This window comes from Pantoea ananatis PA13 (assembly GCF_000233595.1).
In the GTDB taxonomy this organism is placed as follows: Bacteria; Pseudomonadota; Gammaproteobacteria; order Enterobacterales; family Enterobacteriaceae; genus Pantoea; species Pantoea ananatis.
Map to the genome: position 1 here is coordinate 3,479,976 of NC_017554.1, position 16,134 is coordinate 3,496,109.

Here is a 16,134-nt window from a genome sequence, read left to right on the forward strand (position 1 = left end):
CTTAATCGCGGAAGTTTTTAAACTGGAATGGCTGGCCCAGATTTCCCCCGCGCACCAGCGCCATCGCCCCCTGCAGATCGTCACGTGACTTACCAGTGACGCGCAGGGATTCACCCTGAATCTGGGTCTGCACTTTCAGCTTGCTGTCTTTGATCAACTTCACCAGCTTCTTCGCCACATCGGCTTCAATGCCTTTTTTCATTTTGGCATCCAGGCTCCAGCTCTTGCCGCTGTGCTCAATTTCTTCCGGCACGTCCAGGGCCGCGCCTTCAATGCCGCGCTTAAGCATTTTTTCACGCAGAATATCGACCAGTTGCTTTACCTGAAAGTCAGATTCACTGATGACTTTAATGGTTTCATTTTTTTCATTGAGTTCGTAACTGGCGGTGACGTTACGAAAATCGAAACGGGTGGACAGTTCGCGGTTAGCGTTATCTACCGCATTGCGAACTTCCTGCATGTCGACTTCTGAAACGATATCGAAAGATGGCATCTCTTCTTCTCCTGAGGCTAAACTGGCATGCATAATACGCGTCTTAGGCCACTAAATAAAATCACGCTGTGCAGCGCTATACTTAACCCATTGTCACAGCGCATAAATAATACGCCCGCGAGCGGGAGGCAGCATGAAAATAACCGTATTAGGATGCGGCGCGCTAGGCCAGGTCTGGCTTACCGCCCTTGCCCATTCTGGACATGATGTACAGGGATGGCTGCGTGTTCCCCAGCCCTACTGTTCAGCCAACGTGATTGATCCTCTGGGTCGCGTGTCGAACCGGACCTTTATTGCCAACGATCCGCTGTTTCTGGCCCAGAGTCAGCTGCTGCTGGTCACGCTGAAAGCCCCCCAGGTTTCGACAGCCGTTAAAAATCTGGAGAGCGTGATGGCGGAAAACTGTCCCGTGCTGCTGCTGCATAACGGAATGGGGACGCTGGGGGAATTAAAGGGCCTGCGACAGCCGCTGTTGCGCGGCATTACCACGCACGCCGCCATGCGGGACGGAACGGTGATTAAACATGTCGCCAGCGGCGTCACGCATATTGGCCCCGGCAACCGTAAAAGCGAAGGCTGGAGCGCGATTGCCGACGTTCTACATGATGCACTGCCCGACGTCGCCTGGCATGACAATATCCGGGCCGCCTGCTGGCGCAAACTGGCGGTTAACTGCGTAATAAACCCGCTGAGCGTGGAGCACGATTGTCAAAACGGCGCGCTCCGCCAGTACAGCCGTGAAATACAAACCCTGTGCGATGAAATCAGTTGGGTGATGGAACGAGAAGGCCAGTCCGTTGACAGCCAGAGTCTGCAGGATCAGGTATTCGATGTGATAGAAACGACGGCGGCGAATACGTCGTCAATGCTGCAGGATATTCGCGCACAGCGGCTGACGGAGATTGAATACATCACCGGTTTCCTGCTGCGCCGGGCACGCACCCACGGCTTCGTGTTGACAGAAAACACGCGCCTGTATGACATGATTAAACGCAAGGAGTCTTTTTATGGGCGCGAACGCCTCAGTACTGGTCTGTCTGGCTCATGGCAGTGAAGAAATCGAAGCGGTCACCACGCTGGATCTGCTGGTACGTGGCGGGATAAAAACGGTTACCGCCAGCGTGGAAAGCGACGGCAGCCGTGAAATCCTCTGCTCGCGCGGGGTCCGCCTGCTGGCCGATGTCCCGCTGGTCGAGGTCGCGGATAACGCCTACGATGCCATTGTACTGCCCGGCGGATTGAAAGGCGCCGAGACGTTTCGCGACAGTCCGCTGCTGGTGGAAACCGTGCGGCAGTTTCATCTGACCGGGCGTATTGTTGCCGCCATCTGCGCCGCGCCTGGCACGGTGCTGGTGCCGCATAACCTGTTTCCCGTGGGAAACATGACGGGTTTCCCCGGTTTGAAATCCACCATACCGGATGATAAATGGATGGAGCGGCGCGTGGTGTGGGATCCGCGCGTCAATCTGTTAACCAGCCAGGGGCCGGGCACCGCGATGGATTTTGCGCTGAAGTTAATCGATCTGTTAGTCGGCAGTGATAAAGCGCGGGAGGTTGCCGCTCAACTGGTAATGGCACCCGGCATTTACGATTACCAGGCCAGTTAAGATTTGGCGTCTGAAAAGCGGTACAGGTAGCACTGTGCCCGCTTCCCGGTCGGGTGCGCGGGCACAGCGCGCGTTTTAAGGGCGGTAAACTTTGACGTTTTTAAAGCCCTGCTCATGCAGATACAGCGCCTGAAGTTTACTCATCACGCCGCGATCGCAGTACAACAGCCAGGTTTTATTCTGATCGAGGTCGCCAAACTGGGTGCTGAGTTTGTAGAAAGGCATCGACTTCACCTCTGTTCCCACCAACTCAAGCGGTTTGTCTTCCTGCTCATCCACCGAACGGATATCCAGTACGCTGTCGTTTTCGTTCAGCAAGCCGACCGTTTCAACCTCGACCACTTCGTCCTGCGTTTGCTCGGCAATTTCGCGGATATCCACGTTGGTCGCTTCGGCCACCATGCGTTCCAGAATCGAGAAGTCAAAATGGCTTTCTTCAGCGTCGATTTTGCCCTTCACCGCTTTGACGGTTGGGCTTTTGGATATCACACCGCAATATTCCGGCATGGTACTGGCAAAATCTTCGGTGCCGATCTCACGCGCAACCTTGATGATGTGCTCTTTATCATGGGAGATCAGCGGACGCAGAATCAGCGTATCCGATGCATTGTCGATCAAACGCAGGTTGGTCAGGGTCTGACTGGAAACCTGTCCCAGAGCTTCACCGGTCACCAGCGCCTGAACGCCATAGCGTTCAGCGACCATCGACGCGGCGCGAACCATCATGCGCTTCAGTACCACGCCCATTTGGCCATCGTCGACTTTTTCTAAAATTTCGCCCACGACCGGTTCGAAGTTTATCGCGACAAAACGGACCCGATGTGAACGACCGAAACGGTTCCAGATATAATGCGCCACCTGACGCACGCCGATTTCGTGTGCGGCACCGCCAAGATTAAAGAAGCAGTAATGCACCCGGCAGCCGCGACGCATCAGCATGTAGCTCGACACGCCAGAGTCAAAGCCGCCCGAGATTAGCGACAGCACATCTTCCTGCGTGCCAATCGGGAAACCGCCCAGCCCCTCATAGCGTGCGGTCACCAGCGTTAAGCGGTTCTCTTCCACTTCGAGATTGACCGTCACCTCTGGCTTTTTAAGCTGCACCGTGGCGCTCTCGATGTGCTGATTCAGGCCACCGCCGACGTAGCGTTCCACATCCTGCGAACTAAAGCTGTGTTTGCCCCGGCGTTTAACACGCACGCAAAACGTTTTGTTTTCAAGAGCATCGCGGTACTGCGCCAGCGTCTGCTCAAAAATATGATGAATATCGGTATATTCACGCTCTTCCACCGCAAGGACATGGTGGATACCGGGAATGCGCATGAGCTCATCAGGAATAACCGTGCGCATGGCTTCATCTTTGCAGCGCACTTCAATATGATCCCAGTAACGGACGACCGCGATCTCGTCGCTGACGGTTTTAAGCACGTTGCGAATATTGCTGGCAAGAATCTTAATAAAGCGCAGGCGCACCGACTGACTCTTGATGGTGATTTCGGGAAATAACTTGACGATAAACTTCATGGCGATACAGCTTCGTTGGGCAAATAAGTGCTAAAACAGGCTGCACTTAGCTGGTAAGATCATAAAATTGCGGGCTGCCAGGCGCATCCGCATCCGAGGCGCGGAAGTATATCACCTTTACCTGGTGACTGCTTCTGCAACAGCATGCACATTGATTATTTTGCTAATCATTCTCTCTCAGCTACCATGACCGATTGCATGATAACGTTCCAACCGTGAGTCGATCCTAACTATGCCGAAAAAAGCCGAACAGCCAGCCAGCTTTGAAACGTCATTGCAGCAGCTGGAACAGATTGTCAGTCGTCTGGAAAGTGGTGAACTGCCGTTGGAAGAGGCCCTCAATGAATTTGAGCGCGGCGTGCAGCTGGCACGCAATGGCCAACAGACGCTGCAACAGGCCGAGCAGCGCGTTCGTATTTTACTCAGCGATGATAAAGACGCCGACCTCTCCTCTTTTACGCCGGAAAACAACTAATGGATTTTCCTGAACTGCTCGACGCTTATCACAGGCAGGTGAATCGTGCGTTGACGGGCTTATTAGACGCCCTGCCTTTTCAGAGTTCTCCTCTGGTGAATGCCATGCAGTATGGGGCATTATTAGGCGGAAAACGCCTGCGCCCGTTTCTGGTCTACGCCACCGGCGAGATGCTTCACGCCGACAAAGCGAGTCTGGATGCGCCCGCTGCAGCAGTTGAGTGTATTCATGCCTATTCACTGATTCATGACGATCTTCCTGCCATGGACGATGACGCTCTGCGTCGTGGGCAACCGACCTGCCATATTAAATATGGTGAAGATACCGCCATCCTTGCAGGCGATGCGCTGCAAACGCTGGCATTTTCTATCCTTGCCGACCAGCCCATGCCGGGCGTGAGCGCGGAATATCGGCTGGCCATGTTGTCAGAACTGGCAAAAGCCAGCGGCGTCGCGGGGATGTGCGGCGGTCAGGCACTGGATCTGGCGGCGGAGGGTCAGTCGGTGGGGCTTGCTCAACTTGAACAAATTCATCGTCATAAAACCGGTGCGTTGATCCGCGCGGCCGTTCGGCTTGGCGCGTTTGCCGCTGGCGAAAAAGGCCGCGAGGCGCTTCCGTATCTTGATCGCTATGCAGACGCTATCGGTCTGGCTTTTCAGGTGCAGGATGACATCCTGGATGTGACGGGTGACACAGCTGTCATCGGAAAACGCCAGGGTGCCGATCAAGATCTTGGAAAAAGCACCTATCCTTCACTGATGGGTCTGGATGATGCCCGCACTAAGGCACTGGATTTATATCAGGAAGCCGTCGATGCTTTGCACATGCTCTCTGCCAAATCCTATAACACCACAGCCTTGAAGGCGCTGGCGAGCTTCGTAATTGAACGCGATAAATAACTTCCATGATGAGTCACTGATGAGTTTTGATATTACAAAATACCCGACACTGGCGCAGGCAGAAACGGTTCAGGCGCTGCGAGCCCTGCCAAAAGAGAAATTGCCTGCGCTCTGCAACGAGCTGCGCCAGTATTTATTAGACAGCGTGAGCCGCTCAAGCGGCCATTTTGCGTCGGGCCTGGGCGTGGTCGAGCTGACTGTGGCGCTGCATTACGTCTATAACACGCCGTTCGATCACCTGGTGTGGGACGTCGGTCATCAGGCTTATCCGCACAAAATTTTAACGGGACGCCGCGATCGCATTGGCTCTATTCGCCAAAAGAACGGCGTGCATCCGTTTCCCTGGCGCGGCGAGAGTGAGTACGATGTGCTGAGCGTGGGCCACTCTTCGACCTCCATCAGTGCCGGACTGGGCATGGCTGCGGCTGCCGAACGTGAAGGCAAAGGCCGCCGCACGGCCTGCGTTATCGGTGATGGTGCCATTACTGCGGGCATGGCGTTTGAAGCCATGAACCATGCAGGCGATATCAAATCGGATATGCTCGTGATTCTGAATGACAATGAAATGTCGATTTCAGAGAACGTCGGGGCGCTGAACAACCGGCTGGCGCAGATCCTCTCGGGCAAAACCTATGCGCGTCTGCGTGAAGGCGGCAAGCGTGTTCTGACCGGCCTGCCGCCGATTAAAGAATTAGTGAAGCGTACCGAAGAGCATCTGAAAGGCATGGTCGTGCCCGGAACCCTGTTTGAAGAGCTGGGTTTTAACTATATCGGCCCGGTGGACGGCCATGATGTGCTGACGCTGGTAAATACGCTGAGTAATATGCGTAGCCTGAAAGGGCCACAGTTCCTGCATATTATGACCAAAAAGGGCAAAGGCTACGCGCCGGCAGAACAGGATCCTATTACCTGGCATGCTGTGCCGAAATTTGACGTCGCCAGCGGTGAGCTGCCAAAAAGCGCCGAAGGTTTGCCGAGCTATTCCAAAATTTTCGGCAACTGGCTGTGTGAGATGGCCGCTCACGATACGAAGCTGATGGCGATTACGCCTGCCATGCGTGAAGGTTCAGGTATGGTCGGTTTCTCTCGCAAATACCCCAACCAGTATTTTGACGTTGCCATTGCCGAACAGCACGCGGTGACCTTCGCCGCTGGCCTGGCGATTGGGGGCTACAAACCGGTGGTGGCCATCTACTCCACCTTCCTGCAGCGCGCCTACGATCAGGTCATCCACGACGTGGCAATTCAGAAACTGCCGGTGTTGTTTGCCATCGATCGCGGCGGCATCGTCGGCGCTGACGGGCAGACGCACCAGGGCGCGTTCGATCTCGCCTATCTGCGCTGCGTGCCGGACATGGTGATTATGACGCCAAGCGACGAGAATGAATGTCGCCAGATGCTGTATACCGGTTATCACTATCAGGATGGCCCGGCCGCGGTACGTTATCCGCGCGGTACCGGTACCGGTGCTGCGCTGACACCGCTGCAAAGCCTGCCGCTGGGTAAAGGCGTGGTAAAACGTCAGGGCGAAAAACTGGCCATCCTCAACTTCGGTACGCTGTTGCCGGAAGCGAGCAAGGTGGCGGAAGCGCTGAACGCAACGCTTGTGGACATGCGCTTCGTGAAACCGCTGGATACGTCACTGATCGCCGAACTGGCAGCCAGTCATGAGTCCCTGATTACGCTGGAAGAAGGCGCGATTAAAGGCGGCGCAGGCAGCGGCGTGAATGAGTTTGTCATGGCTAAACGCCTGGGCGTGCCCGTGCTGAATATCGGCCTGCCTGATGAGTTTATTCCGCCTGGTACTCAGGAAGAAATGCGCCACGACTACCAACTGGACATTGACGGTATTCAACAGCAGATCAGCCGCTGGCTGGCGCAGTAGGTCCCCTGCCCGCGCACTGTGGAGCGCGTCATTCCTGCTATGCTTAATCCCCTGGGTTAGACATAGCAGGAGTCTTCATGAAAACCATTCAATTAGCGAACACTGACTTAACGGTTTCCCGGCTTTGCCTGGGTTGTATGACCTTTGGGGAACCCGATCGCGGCAAGCACGCCTGGACACTTCCGGAAGAGAGCAGCCGTCCGCTCATCCAGCAGGCGCTGGAAGCAGGGATCAATTTTTTTGATACCGCGAACAGCTATTCTGACGGCAGTAGCGAGGAGATTGTGGGCCGGGCGCTCAAAGATTTTGCCCGACGTGATGAGGTGGTCGTTGCCACCAAAGTTTTCTTTCCCATGAGCAATCTCTCGCAGGGCTTATCTCGCCAGAACATTCTGCAATCTATCGACGACAGCCTGCAACGGCTGGATATGGAGTATGTCGATCTCCTGCAAATTCATCGCTGGGACTATGACACCCCGCTGGAAGAGACGCTGGAAGCCCTTGACGCAGTGGTGAAGTCTGGTAAAGCGCGCTACATTGGTGCCTCCTCAATGCATAGCCACCAGTTTGCTCAGGCCTTGGCCCTGCAGGACCAACAGGGCTGGGCACGCTTTGTCAGCATGCAGGATCAGTACAACCTGATCCAACGTGAAGAAGAGCGGGAGATGCACCCTTTGTGTCTGCGGGAAAACATTGCGGTATTGCCCTGGAGCCCCCTGGCACGCGGCAAACTGACCCGCCCCTGGGGAGAAACCACCGCACGATCCGTATCGGATGACGTCATTCCCTCGCTCTATGCCACAACCGAGGAGAACGACGCGATGATAGCCGAGCGCCTTGCAGAGGTTGCGGCGGACAAAGACGTGACGCGTGCGCAGGTGGCGCTGGCATGGTTACTCAGCAAACCCGCCGTCACCGCCCCGATCATCGGTGCTTCACGCGCCGGGCAGTTCGCCGAGTTGGCTAACGCCGTCAACGTGGAACTGACCGGGGACGAGATCGCCCATCTGGAAGAGGCCTATCAACCGCACCCGGCAACAGGTTATCAGTAAGCGGGTTGTGAAGCGCTTTGCATGCTGCGCTATGCGCTGTCCGACAGGCAAAGCGGCAGACCGTTCCCGCAGGGGAACGGCCATCATGCTGAACGACGAAATGAGGGAGAACAGGCGGGGTTTTTCGCTGTACAGGCCCGGTGTGGCAAGCTTAAGCGGCCAAAAAGACGCCCGTCGCGTACAGCATCGCCGCCGCGATAATACCGGCGATAATATCATCTACCATGATGCCCATACCGCCATGCACGTTACGATCGAACCAGCGAATCGGCCAGGGTTTCCAGATATCCAGCACGCGGAACAGAACAAAACCACTCACCACCCATTGCCAGCTGTTGACCGGAATCGCCATCAGGGTAATCCACATCCCGATAAACTCATCCCAGACAATGCTGCCGTGGTCATGCACGCCCATGTCCTTGGCGGTGCGATGGCAAAGGTAAACGCCCACACTAATGCCCAGCAAGACCACCAGCGAGTAGAGATCATGGGGGAGCAAGGTCATGAGCCACCAAAACGGAATGGCGGCCAGCGATCCTACCGTTCCGGGCATAAACGGGCTCAGGCCGCTGCCGAAGCCGGTCGCCAGCAAATGCCAGGGATTGCGCAGGCGCAGGCGGCTTTTCGCGAGGGTTTTATCTGAGGTCAAAATGGTCGAATCCTTTATGGCGGAATTCCGTGGGTTTACCGTTTTCCAGCAGTGACAGCCCTTCTGACTCCGGTGCCATCTGGCCAATGCAGGTATAAGGCACGCCAAGATGCCCCAGCGCCACATCCAGCGCGCCACGATTGACTTCCGGCACGCTAAAGCACAGCTCGTAATCTTCTCCGCCGCTGAGCGCCCAGCGCAGCACCTGTTCGGCATCAAAGTTTTCACGCAGTGCAGAAGAGAGCGGCAGCGCATCCAGATTCAACCGTGCACCACAGCCGCTGGCTTTCAGTACATGGCCAAGATCGGAGATGAGTCCATCCGATAAATCAATGGCGGACGACGCCAGGGAACGCAGCGACTGTCCCTGTAAAATGCGCGGCATTGGGCGCAGGTGGCGCTTGATCAGGGCTTCGTGTATCGCCGGATCGTCAATGCGGCAGTGATGCTGTAATAACGCCAGCCCGGCAGCGCTGTCGCCCAGCGTACCGGTCACGTAGATCCAGTCACCCGGCCTGGCGCCCGAGCGTTTCAGCGCCTTGCCGTGGGGAATCAAGCCATGAATCCCCAACGTGAGGCTGAGGGGGCCACGCGTGGTATCGCCGCCCACCAGCTGCATGTCGTAGTATTCCAGCAGGTCAAACAGGCTTTCGCTAAAGCTGCTGAGCCAGGTTTCATTCACGTCAGGCAAGGTCATGGCCAGCGTCAGCCAGGCAGGATCGGCTCCCATCGCGGCCAAATCGCTCAGGTTTACCGCCAGAGATTTATACGCTAAATCCGCAGGATGGATGGAAGACAGGAAATGGACGCCGGAAACCAGCGTATCGGTGCTGACCGCCAGCGTCTGTTTTTCGGGCACGCTAAGCAACGCGCAATCGTCGCCAATGCCGAGTTCGACATCACGGCGGCTACGCGTTCTGCGATTGAAGTAGCGTGCGATGAGTTCAAATTCACCACATGACATAATTGCGTTCCGCTTAACCATTAATGAAAAAGGCCGGCAAGCCGGCCTTATTGATTATTTGCGTTGGGGTCTGATTTGTGGACCGGCTTTATCCAGTACGCCGTTGACAAATTTATGGCTGTCTTCGGCACCAAACACTTTCGCCAGCTCAATACCTTCGTTGATGGCCACTTTATAGGGCACATCAGAACGCTTGCTCAATTCATACAGCGAAACACGCAGAATGGCTTTTTCAACCTGTCCCAGCTCTTCGAGCTGACGCGACAGATACGGCTTCATCAGGCCATCCAGGTACGCGCTGTTGGTCGCCACACCGGACAGCAGTTCGCGGAAATAGGTAATGTCGACGTCTTTGACGTCTTGTTCCGCCAGAAACTGGTATTCCACATCGGCAATGTCGTTGTTGGACAACTGCCAGGAGTAAAGCGCCTGGACAGCGCACTCACGGGCGCGACGACGAGCAGCAGGTTTCACAAAATTCCCCTTACAAAAATCAGGCTTTAATGGCTTTCAATACGTTGATCATTTCAAGCGCGGTCAGGGCCGCTTCGGCACCTTTATTACCCGCTTTCGTTCCAGCACGCTCAATGGCCTGCTCGATATTTTCAGTCGTCAGTACGCCGAATGCCACCGGAATATCACTGTCCATGGCAACGCTGGCAATACCGGAGCTGGCTTCACCTGCGACATATTCGAAGTGAGCAGTGCCACCACGAATTACGGTACCCAGCGCGATCACGGCGTCGTACTTGCCGGTTTTGGTCAGCGCACGGGCTGCCAGCGGCAGTTCATAAGCGCCTGGAACCCAGACAACGGTGATATTGTCATCGCTGACCTGGCCAATGCGCTTCAGGGCATCAACCGCGCCGTCTAACAGGCTGTCATTGATAAAGTTGTTAAAACGCGCGATAACGATGGCAATGTTTGCCTCAGGCGTTGCAACGGCAGCTTCGATAACTTTCATACATATCCTTTCAGGGGTTTGTTTGGCCCCGCGCAGGGGGGCGGATTCTAACATACTCTTTGGCGGCGTGCTCTCGCTTTTCCGCCTCCGTTATTGCGGTGTCAGCGTCAGGCGCACATCATCGCCGACCTGACGGATATCGCGAAAGGCAAAGACCGGTGCATCGGCCAACTGCGTTAACCCCGCAAGCTGGCACAGGCCACGCGCGTCATTGCCCAGTAATTTCGGCGCAACATACACAATCAGCTCATCCACCAGCCCGGCCTGAATGAGCGCGCCCGCTAGCGTCGCACCGGCTTCCACCCAGACGCTGTTAATCTGCCGCTGGCCCAGCACCATCATCAGCGCCACTAAATCCAGCTGGCTGTCGCGCAGTGGAACAGGAATCTGCGTCACCGTTTCCGGCCAGTGCCGATCGTCGACCTGCTGGCGCATCAGCCAGGTTTCGCCTAATTGTTCAATAAGTTTGTGGTCCGGCGTTACGCGATTCTGGCTATCGACGATCACTCTTACCGGCTGACGTAGCTCGGCTTCATCCACCAGGCGCTGACTTTCGCTGTCCAGTTCTGACCAGCGCACCGTTAACGAGGGATTATCCGCCAGTACGGTTGCACTGCTGCTGAGGATGGCGGAACTCTGGGCGCGCAGCCGCTGCACGTCGCGCCGGGCCGCCGGCGAGGTGATCCACTGGCTTTCCCCACTGGCCATGGCGGTGCGGCCGTCCAGCGAGGCACCCAGTTTTAACTGTATCCAGGGAAAGCCGGTACGCATGCGTTTCAGAAAACCACGGTTCAGGGCTTCCGCTTCCTGCATCATCAGCCCGTGGCTGACCTCAATGCCCGCCTGATGCAGGCGGTGTAATCCCCGTCCGGCTACCTGCGGATTGGGATCCTGCATGGCCGCCACCACGCGGGTTACACCTGCGGCAATTAATGCATCACAACAGGGCGGCGTGCGCCCGTGGTGACTGCAGGGTTCCAGCGTCACATAGGCGGTTGCGCCACGTGCGCGATCCCCCGCCATACGTAACGCGTGCACTTCCGCATGCGGTTCCCCGGCGCGCTGATGCCAGCCTTCCCCAACAATCTGACCGTCACGCACAATGACGCAGCCTACATTGGGATTGGGTGTGGTGGTAAAACGGCCGCGGCGCGCCAACTCCAGCGCGCGCGCCATATAGCGTTCATCGGTCATGATTTAATCCTGTAATCTGGCAATCTCTTCGCCAAAATCACGCACGTCCTCAAAGCTGCGGTAAACAGAAGCAAAGCGGATATAGGCTACCTTATCGAGCTTCTTCAGCTCGTCCATCACCAGGTTGCCAATCAGCTTGCTGGGGATTTCACGTTCTCCTGTCGCCCGCAGTTGGGTTTTAATATGGCTTACCGCACTCTCAACGGCATCCGCACTGACCGGACGCTTCTCCAGCGCTTTCATCATGCCGCTGGCCAGCTTGTCTTCATTGAAAGGCTCACGCACGTCGTTGCTTTTCACCACGCGCGGCATCACCAGTTCAGCCACTTCAAACGTAGTGAAACGCTCATGGCACACCAGACATTGACGACGGCGCCGCACTGACGAACCCTCACTAACCAGACGAGAATCAATCACTTTAGTGTCTACAGCGGAGCAGAATGGGCAATGCATGACGTTTCCTGACACGAGATAAATGGGTTATACAGTGTAGCGCGAACTGCAGGTCAACAAAATCGATTCCCGTGCTTTCCCCTGCCTGCCTCACAGCCTGAGCGGGCAACAGGCCAGCGACGTTAAACAGTACGACACTTACAGAGCCGCAGGCGGGATGTGGTGAGCAGACCGCCAGCCTCCCTCACCGGAGACACCGGCACACACGCAGGAACGCGTGAACGGGCCGTAACAGCTTCAGCGCATTACGGCAGCAGCCTTTGCCTGAGCGGGACAACGGGAGAAGGCTGACTCGGCTCCCCTGCCGTTCAGACGATTCCGTTAACGAACAAACCGCCGTCTGGCCGCTCAGGACAGGCTTGACGACATCGCTAACCTGGAAGATAACGTGCTGTTGGCCCTTTCAGGTTACCCAGGCGAAACCGGACAGAGCCATGCCATGAATATTAATGAAACACAGAAGCCACACCGGATAACCTTCACCCGGACAGTTTCTGGCCATTTCTTTATAACGGATAAGGATAAATAATGATCAGGATGGTTTGGGCCCCCGCCGCCCTCTCACTGATGCTGTTGAGCGGTTGCAGCACAACGGCCGGGCAGCCACAGGTTAAACAACTTCATCAGGAAGTTAGTCAGTTGAACCAGCAGATGCAGCGGCTTACCAGCCAGGCAAGCGCGGTGGAGATTCAGGGGCAGCTTAACGGACATTCGCAGCAGGGTGCCTGGTTATTACCTCAGGCCAATACGCCCGTTGAATTACAAACCCAGGCCGGCACGCTTCGCTTGTCTTTATCGCGTGTTGAGGCAGAAGCCAACGGCTCACGCGCTAACCTGACCCTACAGACGCGGGATAATACGCCGCTGCCGGGGCTGGAGGCTACCGTAGTCTGGGGCCAGCTCGATCCCGCGACCGGTAAACCGCTTGAGGCCGACAGTCTGACGCAAACCATCCGGGTTCCCGCCTTGCTGACGCCACGCAGTTCGGTCATTGTGCCGTTGCGCCTGGGCGGTATTACGCCGGACCAGCTTGGCTATGTGCGGATTCATCAGGTACTGGCCAAAACGGCTGTACCCACACCATAAAGACAAAAAAAAGCCGCCAGTTGTCTGAACTGGCGGCTTTTTTATCATGCAACGATTACGGCAGGATTGAAGGCTGATCTGCGCCCTCTTTCTCCACTTTTTGTACCAGCATGTGTTCGCGTTTCATGCCCAGCTTCAACGCCAGCGCTGAAGAGACGTAGATCGACGAAATCGTACCAATGGTGACACCGATCAGCATGGTCAGCGAGAAGCCTTTCAGCAGCGCACCACCAAAGATGAACAGGATCAGGATCATCGCCAGCGTCGTCAGCGAGGTGATCAAGGTACGGCTCAACGTCTGGGTCAGGGACACGTTGGTAATGTCGTAAGAAGAGCCGCGACGAATTTTACGGAAGTTCTCACGAATACGGTCCGAAACCACGATTTTATCGTTAAGCGAGTAACCGATAACCGACATCAGCGAGGCCACGATGGTGAGGTCGACTTCAACCCGGAACAGCGACAGCAGTCCACAGGTGATGATCACGTCGTGCGCCAGCGCCAGCACCGTACCCAGCGCCAGGCGCCACTCAAAGCGAATACCGATGTAGATCAGGATCGCAATCAGTGCCGACAGCAGAGCCAACGCTCCGGCCTGCGCCAGATCGCTACCCACGCTCGGTCCAACAAACTCGATACGTTTTACCGTGGCGTTTTGCTGGGTGGTCTGGTTAATCACCGTGACTACTTTGTTGCCTAACTCTGTGCCTGCAGGCCCCGTGACAGGCGGCATACGCACCATCACGTCGCGGCTGCTACCAAAGTTCTGGATCAGCGGCTCCTGAAAGCCCGCCTTGACCAGCTCGGCACGGATCGTGTCAAGGTCAGCGGGTTTTTCCAGGTTGATCTCAATCACCGTACCGCCGGTGAAATCGAGACCCCAGTTAAAACCACGTACGCCAACAATGGCAATCGAGATGATGATTAACAGTCCCGAAATGATAAATGCCAGCGTATCCCAGCGCATAAAGTCGACGACTTTACGGCCATGGTTTAACTGCTCAATGTTATATTCCTGTGCCACAACGCACTCCTCAGATAGACAGCTTTTTGATGCGCTTGCCACCGTACATCAGGTTAATGATGGCGCGGGTACCGACAATCGATGTGAACATTGAGGTCGCAATACCAATAGCCGTTGTAATCGCAAAGCCCTTAATGGAACCCGTACCGATCGCATACAGAATCACCACTTTGATCAGGGTGGTGACGTTAGCATCGACAATACTGGAGAAGGCGCCTTTGTAGCCCTCATGAATTGCCTGCTGCACGCTACGCCCGTTACGCAGTTCTTCTTTAATACGCTCGTTGATCAGTACGTTGGCATCGACCGCCACCGCCAGCGTCAGCACGATACCGGCAATGCCAGGCATCGTCAGCGTGGCGCCCGGCAGCAGTGACATGATACCGACAATCAGTACCAGGTTTGCCAGCAGTGCGCTGGTGGCAATCAGGCCAACTTTCTTGTAGTACAGCACCATAAACAGGATAGAGGCGACCAGGCCCCACAGGCAGGCTTCCAGACCCTGAGTAATGTTCTGCTGCCCCATCGTTGGACCAATAGTCCGCTCTTCCACAATCTGGATAGGCGCAATCAGCGCACCGGCACGCAGCAGCAGCGACAGCTGACGTGCTTCGTTCGGGTTACTGATACCGGTGATGCGGAAGCTGTTACCCAGGCGAGACTGAATATTGGCGACGTTGATCACCTCTTCCTGTTTCACCAGAATGGCACGACCGTTAGCATCTTTCTTGCCGCTGTCTTTGTACTCCACAAACAGGGTCGCCATCGGCTTACCGATGTTGTCCTTGGTGAAGTTAGACATGATATTACCGCCCGCGCCGTCCAGTGAAATGTTCACCTGAGGCTGGTTGTACTCATCCATGCTGGATGTGGAATCGGTAATGTGGTCACCGGTCAGGATCACGCGTTTATAGAGCACCACAGGGCGTCCATCACGCATGTCTTTCACTTCAGAATCACCCGGTACACGGCCGCTGGCGGCGGCGGTAGGATCCACGCTGGTGTTAACCAGACGGAATTCCAGCGTCGCCGTCGCACCTAAAATTTCTTTGGCGCGCGCGGTGTCCTGAATACCTGGCAGTTCAACCACGATGCGGTCAGAACCCTGACGCTGTACCAGCGGTTCTGCAACACCCAGTTGGTTTACACGGTTACGCAGGATAGTAATGTTCTGCTGAACCGCATATTCACGTGCTTCGCTGAGGCGGGCATCGGTCATGGTGGCGCGCAGTGCATCATCGCCACTGCTGTTAATGACGAGATCCTGATGACGCGAGGATAGCCACTTAACCGCAGCATCGCGGCTGGCTGCGTCACGGAAACGAATTTCCACGCCGTAGTTAGCAATCTTGTTGACGTTGGTATAAGGGATATTCTTTTCGCGCAGGTCGCTGCGCAGGCTGTCAGCATTCTGCTCTTGCAGTTTGCTCAGGGCAGTGTCCATATCCACTTCCATCAGGAAGTGCACACCACCACGCAGATCGAGGCCAAGCTTCATGGGCTGTGCCGCCAGCAGCGTCAGCCAGCGCGGCGTGGCCGGTGCAAGGTTAAGCGCGACCACATAGTTTTCGCCCAGCGCTTTCATGATCGCTTCGCGGGCACGCAGTTGCACATCCGTATTGGCAAAACGCGCGGTAATCGCGCCATTTTCCAGCGCAACAGACTTACTTTGAATATTGTCTTGTTTTAATACGTTCTGAATTTGATCCAACGTTTGCTCACTGGCGGCGCTTCCGCGCGCGCCAGTGATCTGAACAGCCGGATCCTCACCATAAAGGTTGGGAAGTGCATACACCAGGCCAATGACAAGCACCACGACCAGCATTATGTACTTCCACAAAGGATAACGATTTAACACGGCAGTT

General features: G+C 55.8%; 17 protein-coding genes. 7 read left to right on the forward strand and 10 right to left on the reverse strand.

Going from position 1 to position 16,134, the window contains the following annotated elements:
• Window position 1: 1 nt before the first annotated feature.
• Entirely contained in the window at window positions 2-493 is a 492-nt protein-coding gene (locus PAGR_RS16525) for a YajQ family cyclic di-GMP-binding protein (protein WP_014606447.1), read from the reverse strand.
• A gap of 133 nt (window positions 494-626) precedes the next feature.
• Between PAGR_RS16525 and panE the strand changes: the two genes are divergently transcribed.
• Together panE and yajL are read left to right on the forward strand one after the other, a co-directional pair.
• Window positions 627-1,547: a 2-dehydropantoate 2-reductase gene (gene panE / locus PAGR_RS16530; protein ID WP_013024871.1), complete on the forward strand. Its 921-nt coding sequence runs from the start codon at window positions 627-629 to the stop codon at window positions 1,545-1,547.
• Entirely contained in the window at window positions 1,501-2,100 is a 600-nt protein-coding gene (gene yajL / locus PAGR_RS16535; protein ID WP_013024870.1) for a protein deglycase YajL, read from the forward strand. The genes panE and yajL overlap by 47 nt, the downstream gene beginning before the upstream one ends.
• 75 nt (window positions 2,101-2,175) lie before the next feature.
• Here yajL and thiI read toward each other — a convergent pair whose 3' ends face one another.
• The gene (gene thiI / locus PAGR_RS16540) at window positions 2,176-3,624 is read right to left on the reverse strand and encodes a tRNA uracil 4-sulfurtransferase ThiI (RefSeq protein ID WP_013024869.1); all 1,449 of its coding nucleotides are present in this window, start codon (window positions 3,622-3,624) and stop codon (window positions 2,176-2,178) included.
• 232 nt (window positions 3,625-3,856) lie between these two features.
• Here thiI and xseB point away from each other — a divergent pair, with 232 nt between their 5' ends.
• The 4 genes from xseB (at window position 3,857) to PAGR_RS16560 (ending at window position 7,935) form a co-directional block, all read left to right on the forward strand.
• On the forward strand, window positions 3,857-4,099 hold the full coding sequence (xseB, locus tag PAGR_RS16545) for an exodeoxyribonuclease VII small subunit (RefSeq protein ID WP_013024868.1): 243 nt from the start codon (window positions 3,857-3,859) through the stop codon (window positions 4,097-4,099).
• Window positions 4,099-4,998 (forward strand): (2E,6E)-farnesyl diphosphate synthase, encoded by a 900-nt coding sequence (gene ispA, locus PAGR_RS16550; protein ID WP_014593071.1) that lies wholly within the window; start codon window positions 4,099-4,101, stop codon window positions 4,996-4,998. The genes xseB and ispA overlap by 1 nt, the downstream gene beginning before the upstream one ends.
• Window positions 4,999-5,017: 19 nt before the next feature.
• Entirely contained in the window at window positions 5,018-6,883 is a 1,866-nt protein-coding gene (gene dxs, locus PAGR_RS16555) for a 1-deoxy-D-xylulose-5-phosphate synthase (RefSeq protein WP_026021088.1), read from the forward strand.
• A gap of 77 nt (window positions 6,884-6,960) precedes the next feature.
• Entirely contained in the window at window positions 6,961-7,935 is a 975-nt protein-coding gene (locus tag PAGR_RS16560) for an aldo/keto reductase (protein WP_014606448.1), read from the forward strand.
• A 151-nt stretch (window positions 7,936-8,086) separates the two neighbouring features.
• On the opposite strand, the gene pgpA is transcribed toward PAGR_RS16560, so the two are convergent.
• From pgpA to nrdR, 6 genes are all read right to left on the reverse strand, one after another.
• Window positions 8,087-8,584 carry a phosphatidylglycerophosphatase A gene (pgpA, locus tag PAGR_RS16565; RefSeq protein WP_013024863.1) on the reverse strand — a complete coding sequence of 166 codons (498 nt, stop codon included), beginning with the start codon at window positions 8,582-8,584 and terminating at the stop codon, window positions 8,087-8,089.
• Entirely contained in the window at window positions 8,571-9,548 is a 978-nt protein-coding gene (thiL, locus tag PAGR_RS16570) for a thiamine-phosphate kinase (protein WP_014606449.1), read from the reverse strand. Before thiL ends, pgpA begins: the two co-directional genes overlap by 14 nt.
• 54 nt (window positions 9,549-9,602) lie before the next feature.
• Complete coding sequence (gene nusB, locus PAGR_RS16575) at window positions 9,603-10,022, reverse strand: transcription antitermination factor NusB (protein WP_013024861.1); 420 nt, start codon at window positions 10,020-10,022, stop codon at window positions 9,603-9,605.
• 19 nt (window positions 10,023-10,041) lie between these two features.
• Complete coding sequence (gene ribH, locus PAGR_RS16580; RefSeq protein ID WP_014593064.1) at window positions 10,042-10,512, reverse strand: 6,7-dimethyl-8-ribityllumazine synthase; 471 nt, start codon at window positions 10,510-10,512, stop codon at window positions 10,042-10,044.
• A 90-nt stretch (window positions 10,513-10,602) separates the two neighbouring features.
• The gene (ribD, locus tag PAGR_RS16585; RefSeq protein WP_014593063.1) at window positions 10,603-11,706 is read right to left on the reverse strand and encodes a bifunctional diaminohydroxyphosphoribosylaminopyrimidine deaminase/5-amino-6-(5-phosphoribosylamino)uracil reductase RibD; all 1,104 of its coding nucleotides are present in this window, start codon (window positions 11,704-11,706) and stop codon (window positions 10,603-10,605) included.
• Between the two features lie 3 nt (window positions 11,707-11,709).
• On the reverse strand, window positions 11,710-12,159 hold the full coding sequence (gene nrdR / locus PAGR_RS16590; RefSeq protein WP_006117986.1) for a transcriptional regulator NrdR: 450 nt from the start codon (window positions 12,157-12,159) through the stop codon (window positions 11,710-11,712).
• A 528-nt stretch (window positions 12,160-12,687) separates the two neighbouring features.
• Between nrdR and PAGR_RS16595 the strand changes: the two genes are divergently transcribed.
• Window positions 12,688-13,245 carry a SadB/YajI family lipoprotein gene (locus tag PAGR_RS16595; protein WP_014606450.1) on the forward strand — a complete coding sequence of 186 codons (558 nt, stop codon included), beginning with the start codon at window positions 12,688-12,690 and terminating at the stop codon, window positions 13,243-13,245.
• A 55-nt stretch (window positions 13,246-13,300) separates the two neighbouring features.
• Here the strand turns inward: PAGR_RS16595 and secF are convergent, their stop codons facing one another.
• Both secF and secD read right to left on the reverse strand, forming a co-directional pair.
• Window positions 13,301-14,269, reverse strand: coding sequence for a protein translocase subunit SecF (gene secF, locus PAGR_RS16600; RefSeq protein WP_014606451.1), 969 nt, complete (start codon window positions 14,267-14,269; stop codon window positions 13,301-13,303).
• Between the two features lie 10 nt (window positions 14,270-14,279).
• On the reverse strand, window positions 14,280-16,127 hold the full coding sequence (gene secD / locus PAGR_RS16605) for a protein translocase subunit SecD (RefSeq protein WP_013024855.1): 1,848 nt from the start codon (window positions 16,125-16,127) through the stop codon (window positions 14,280-14,282).
• Window positions 16,128-16,134 lie beyond the last annotated feature (7 nt).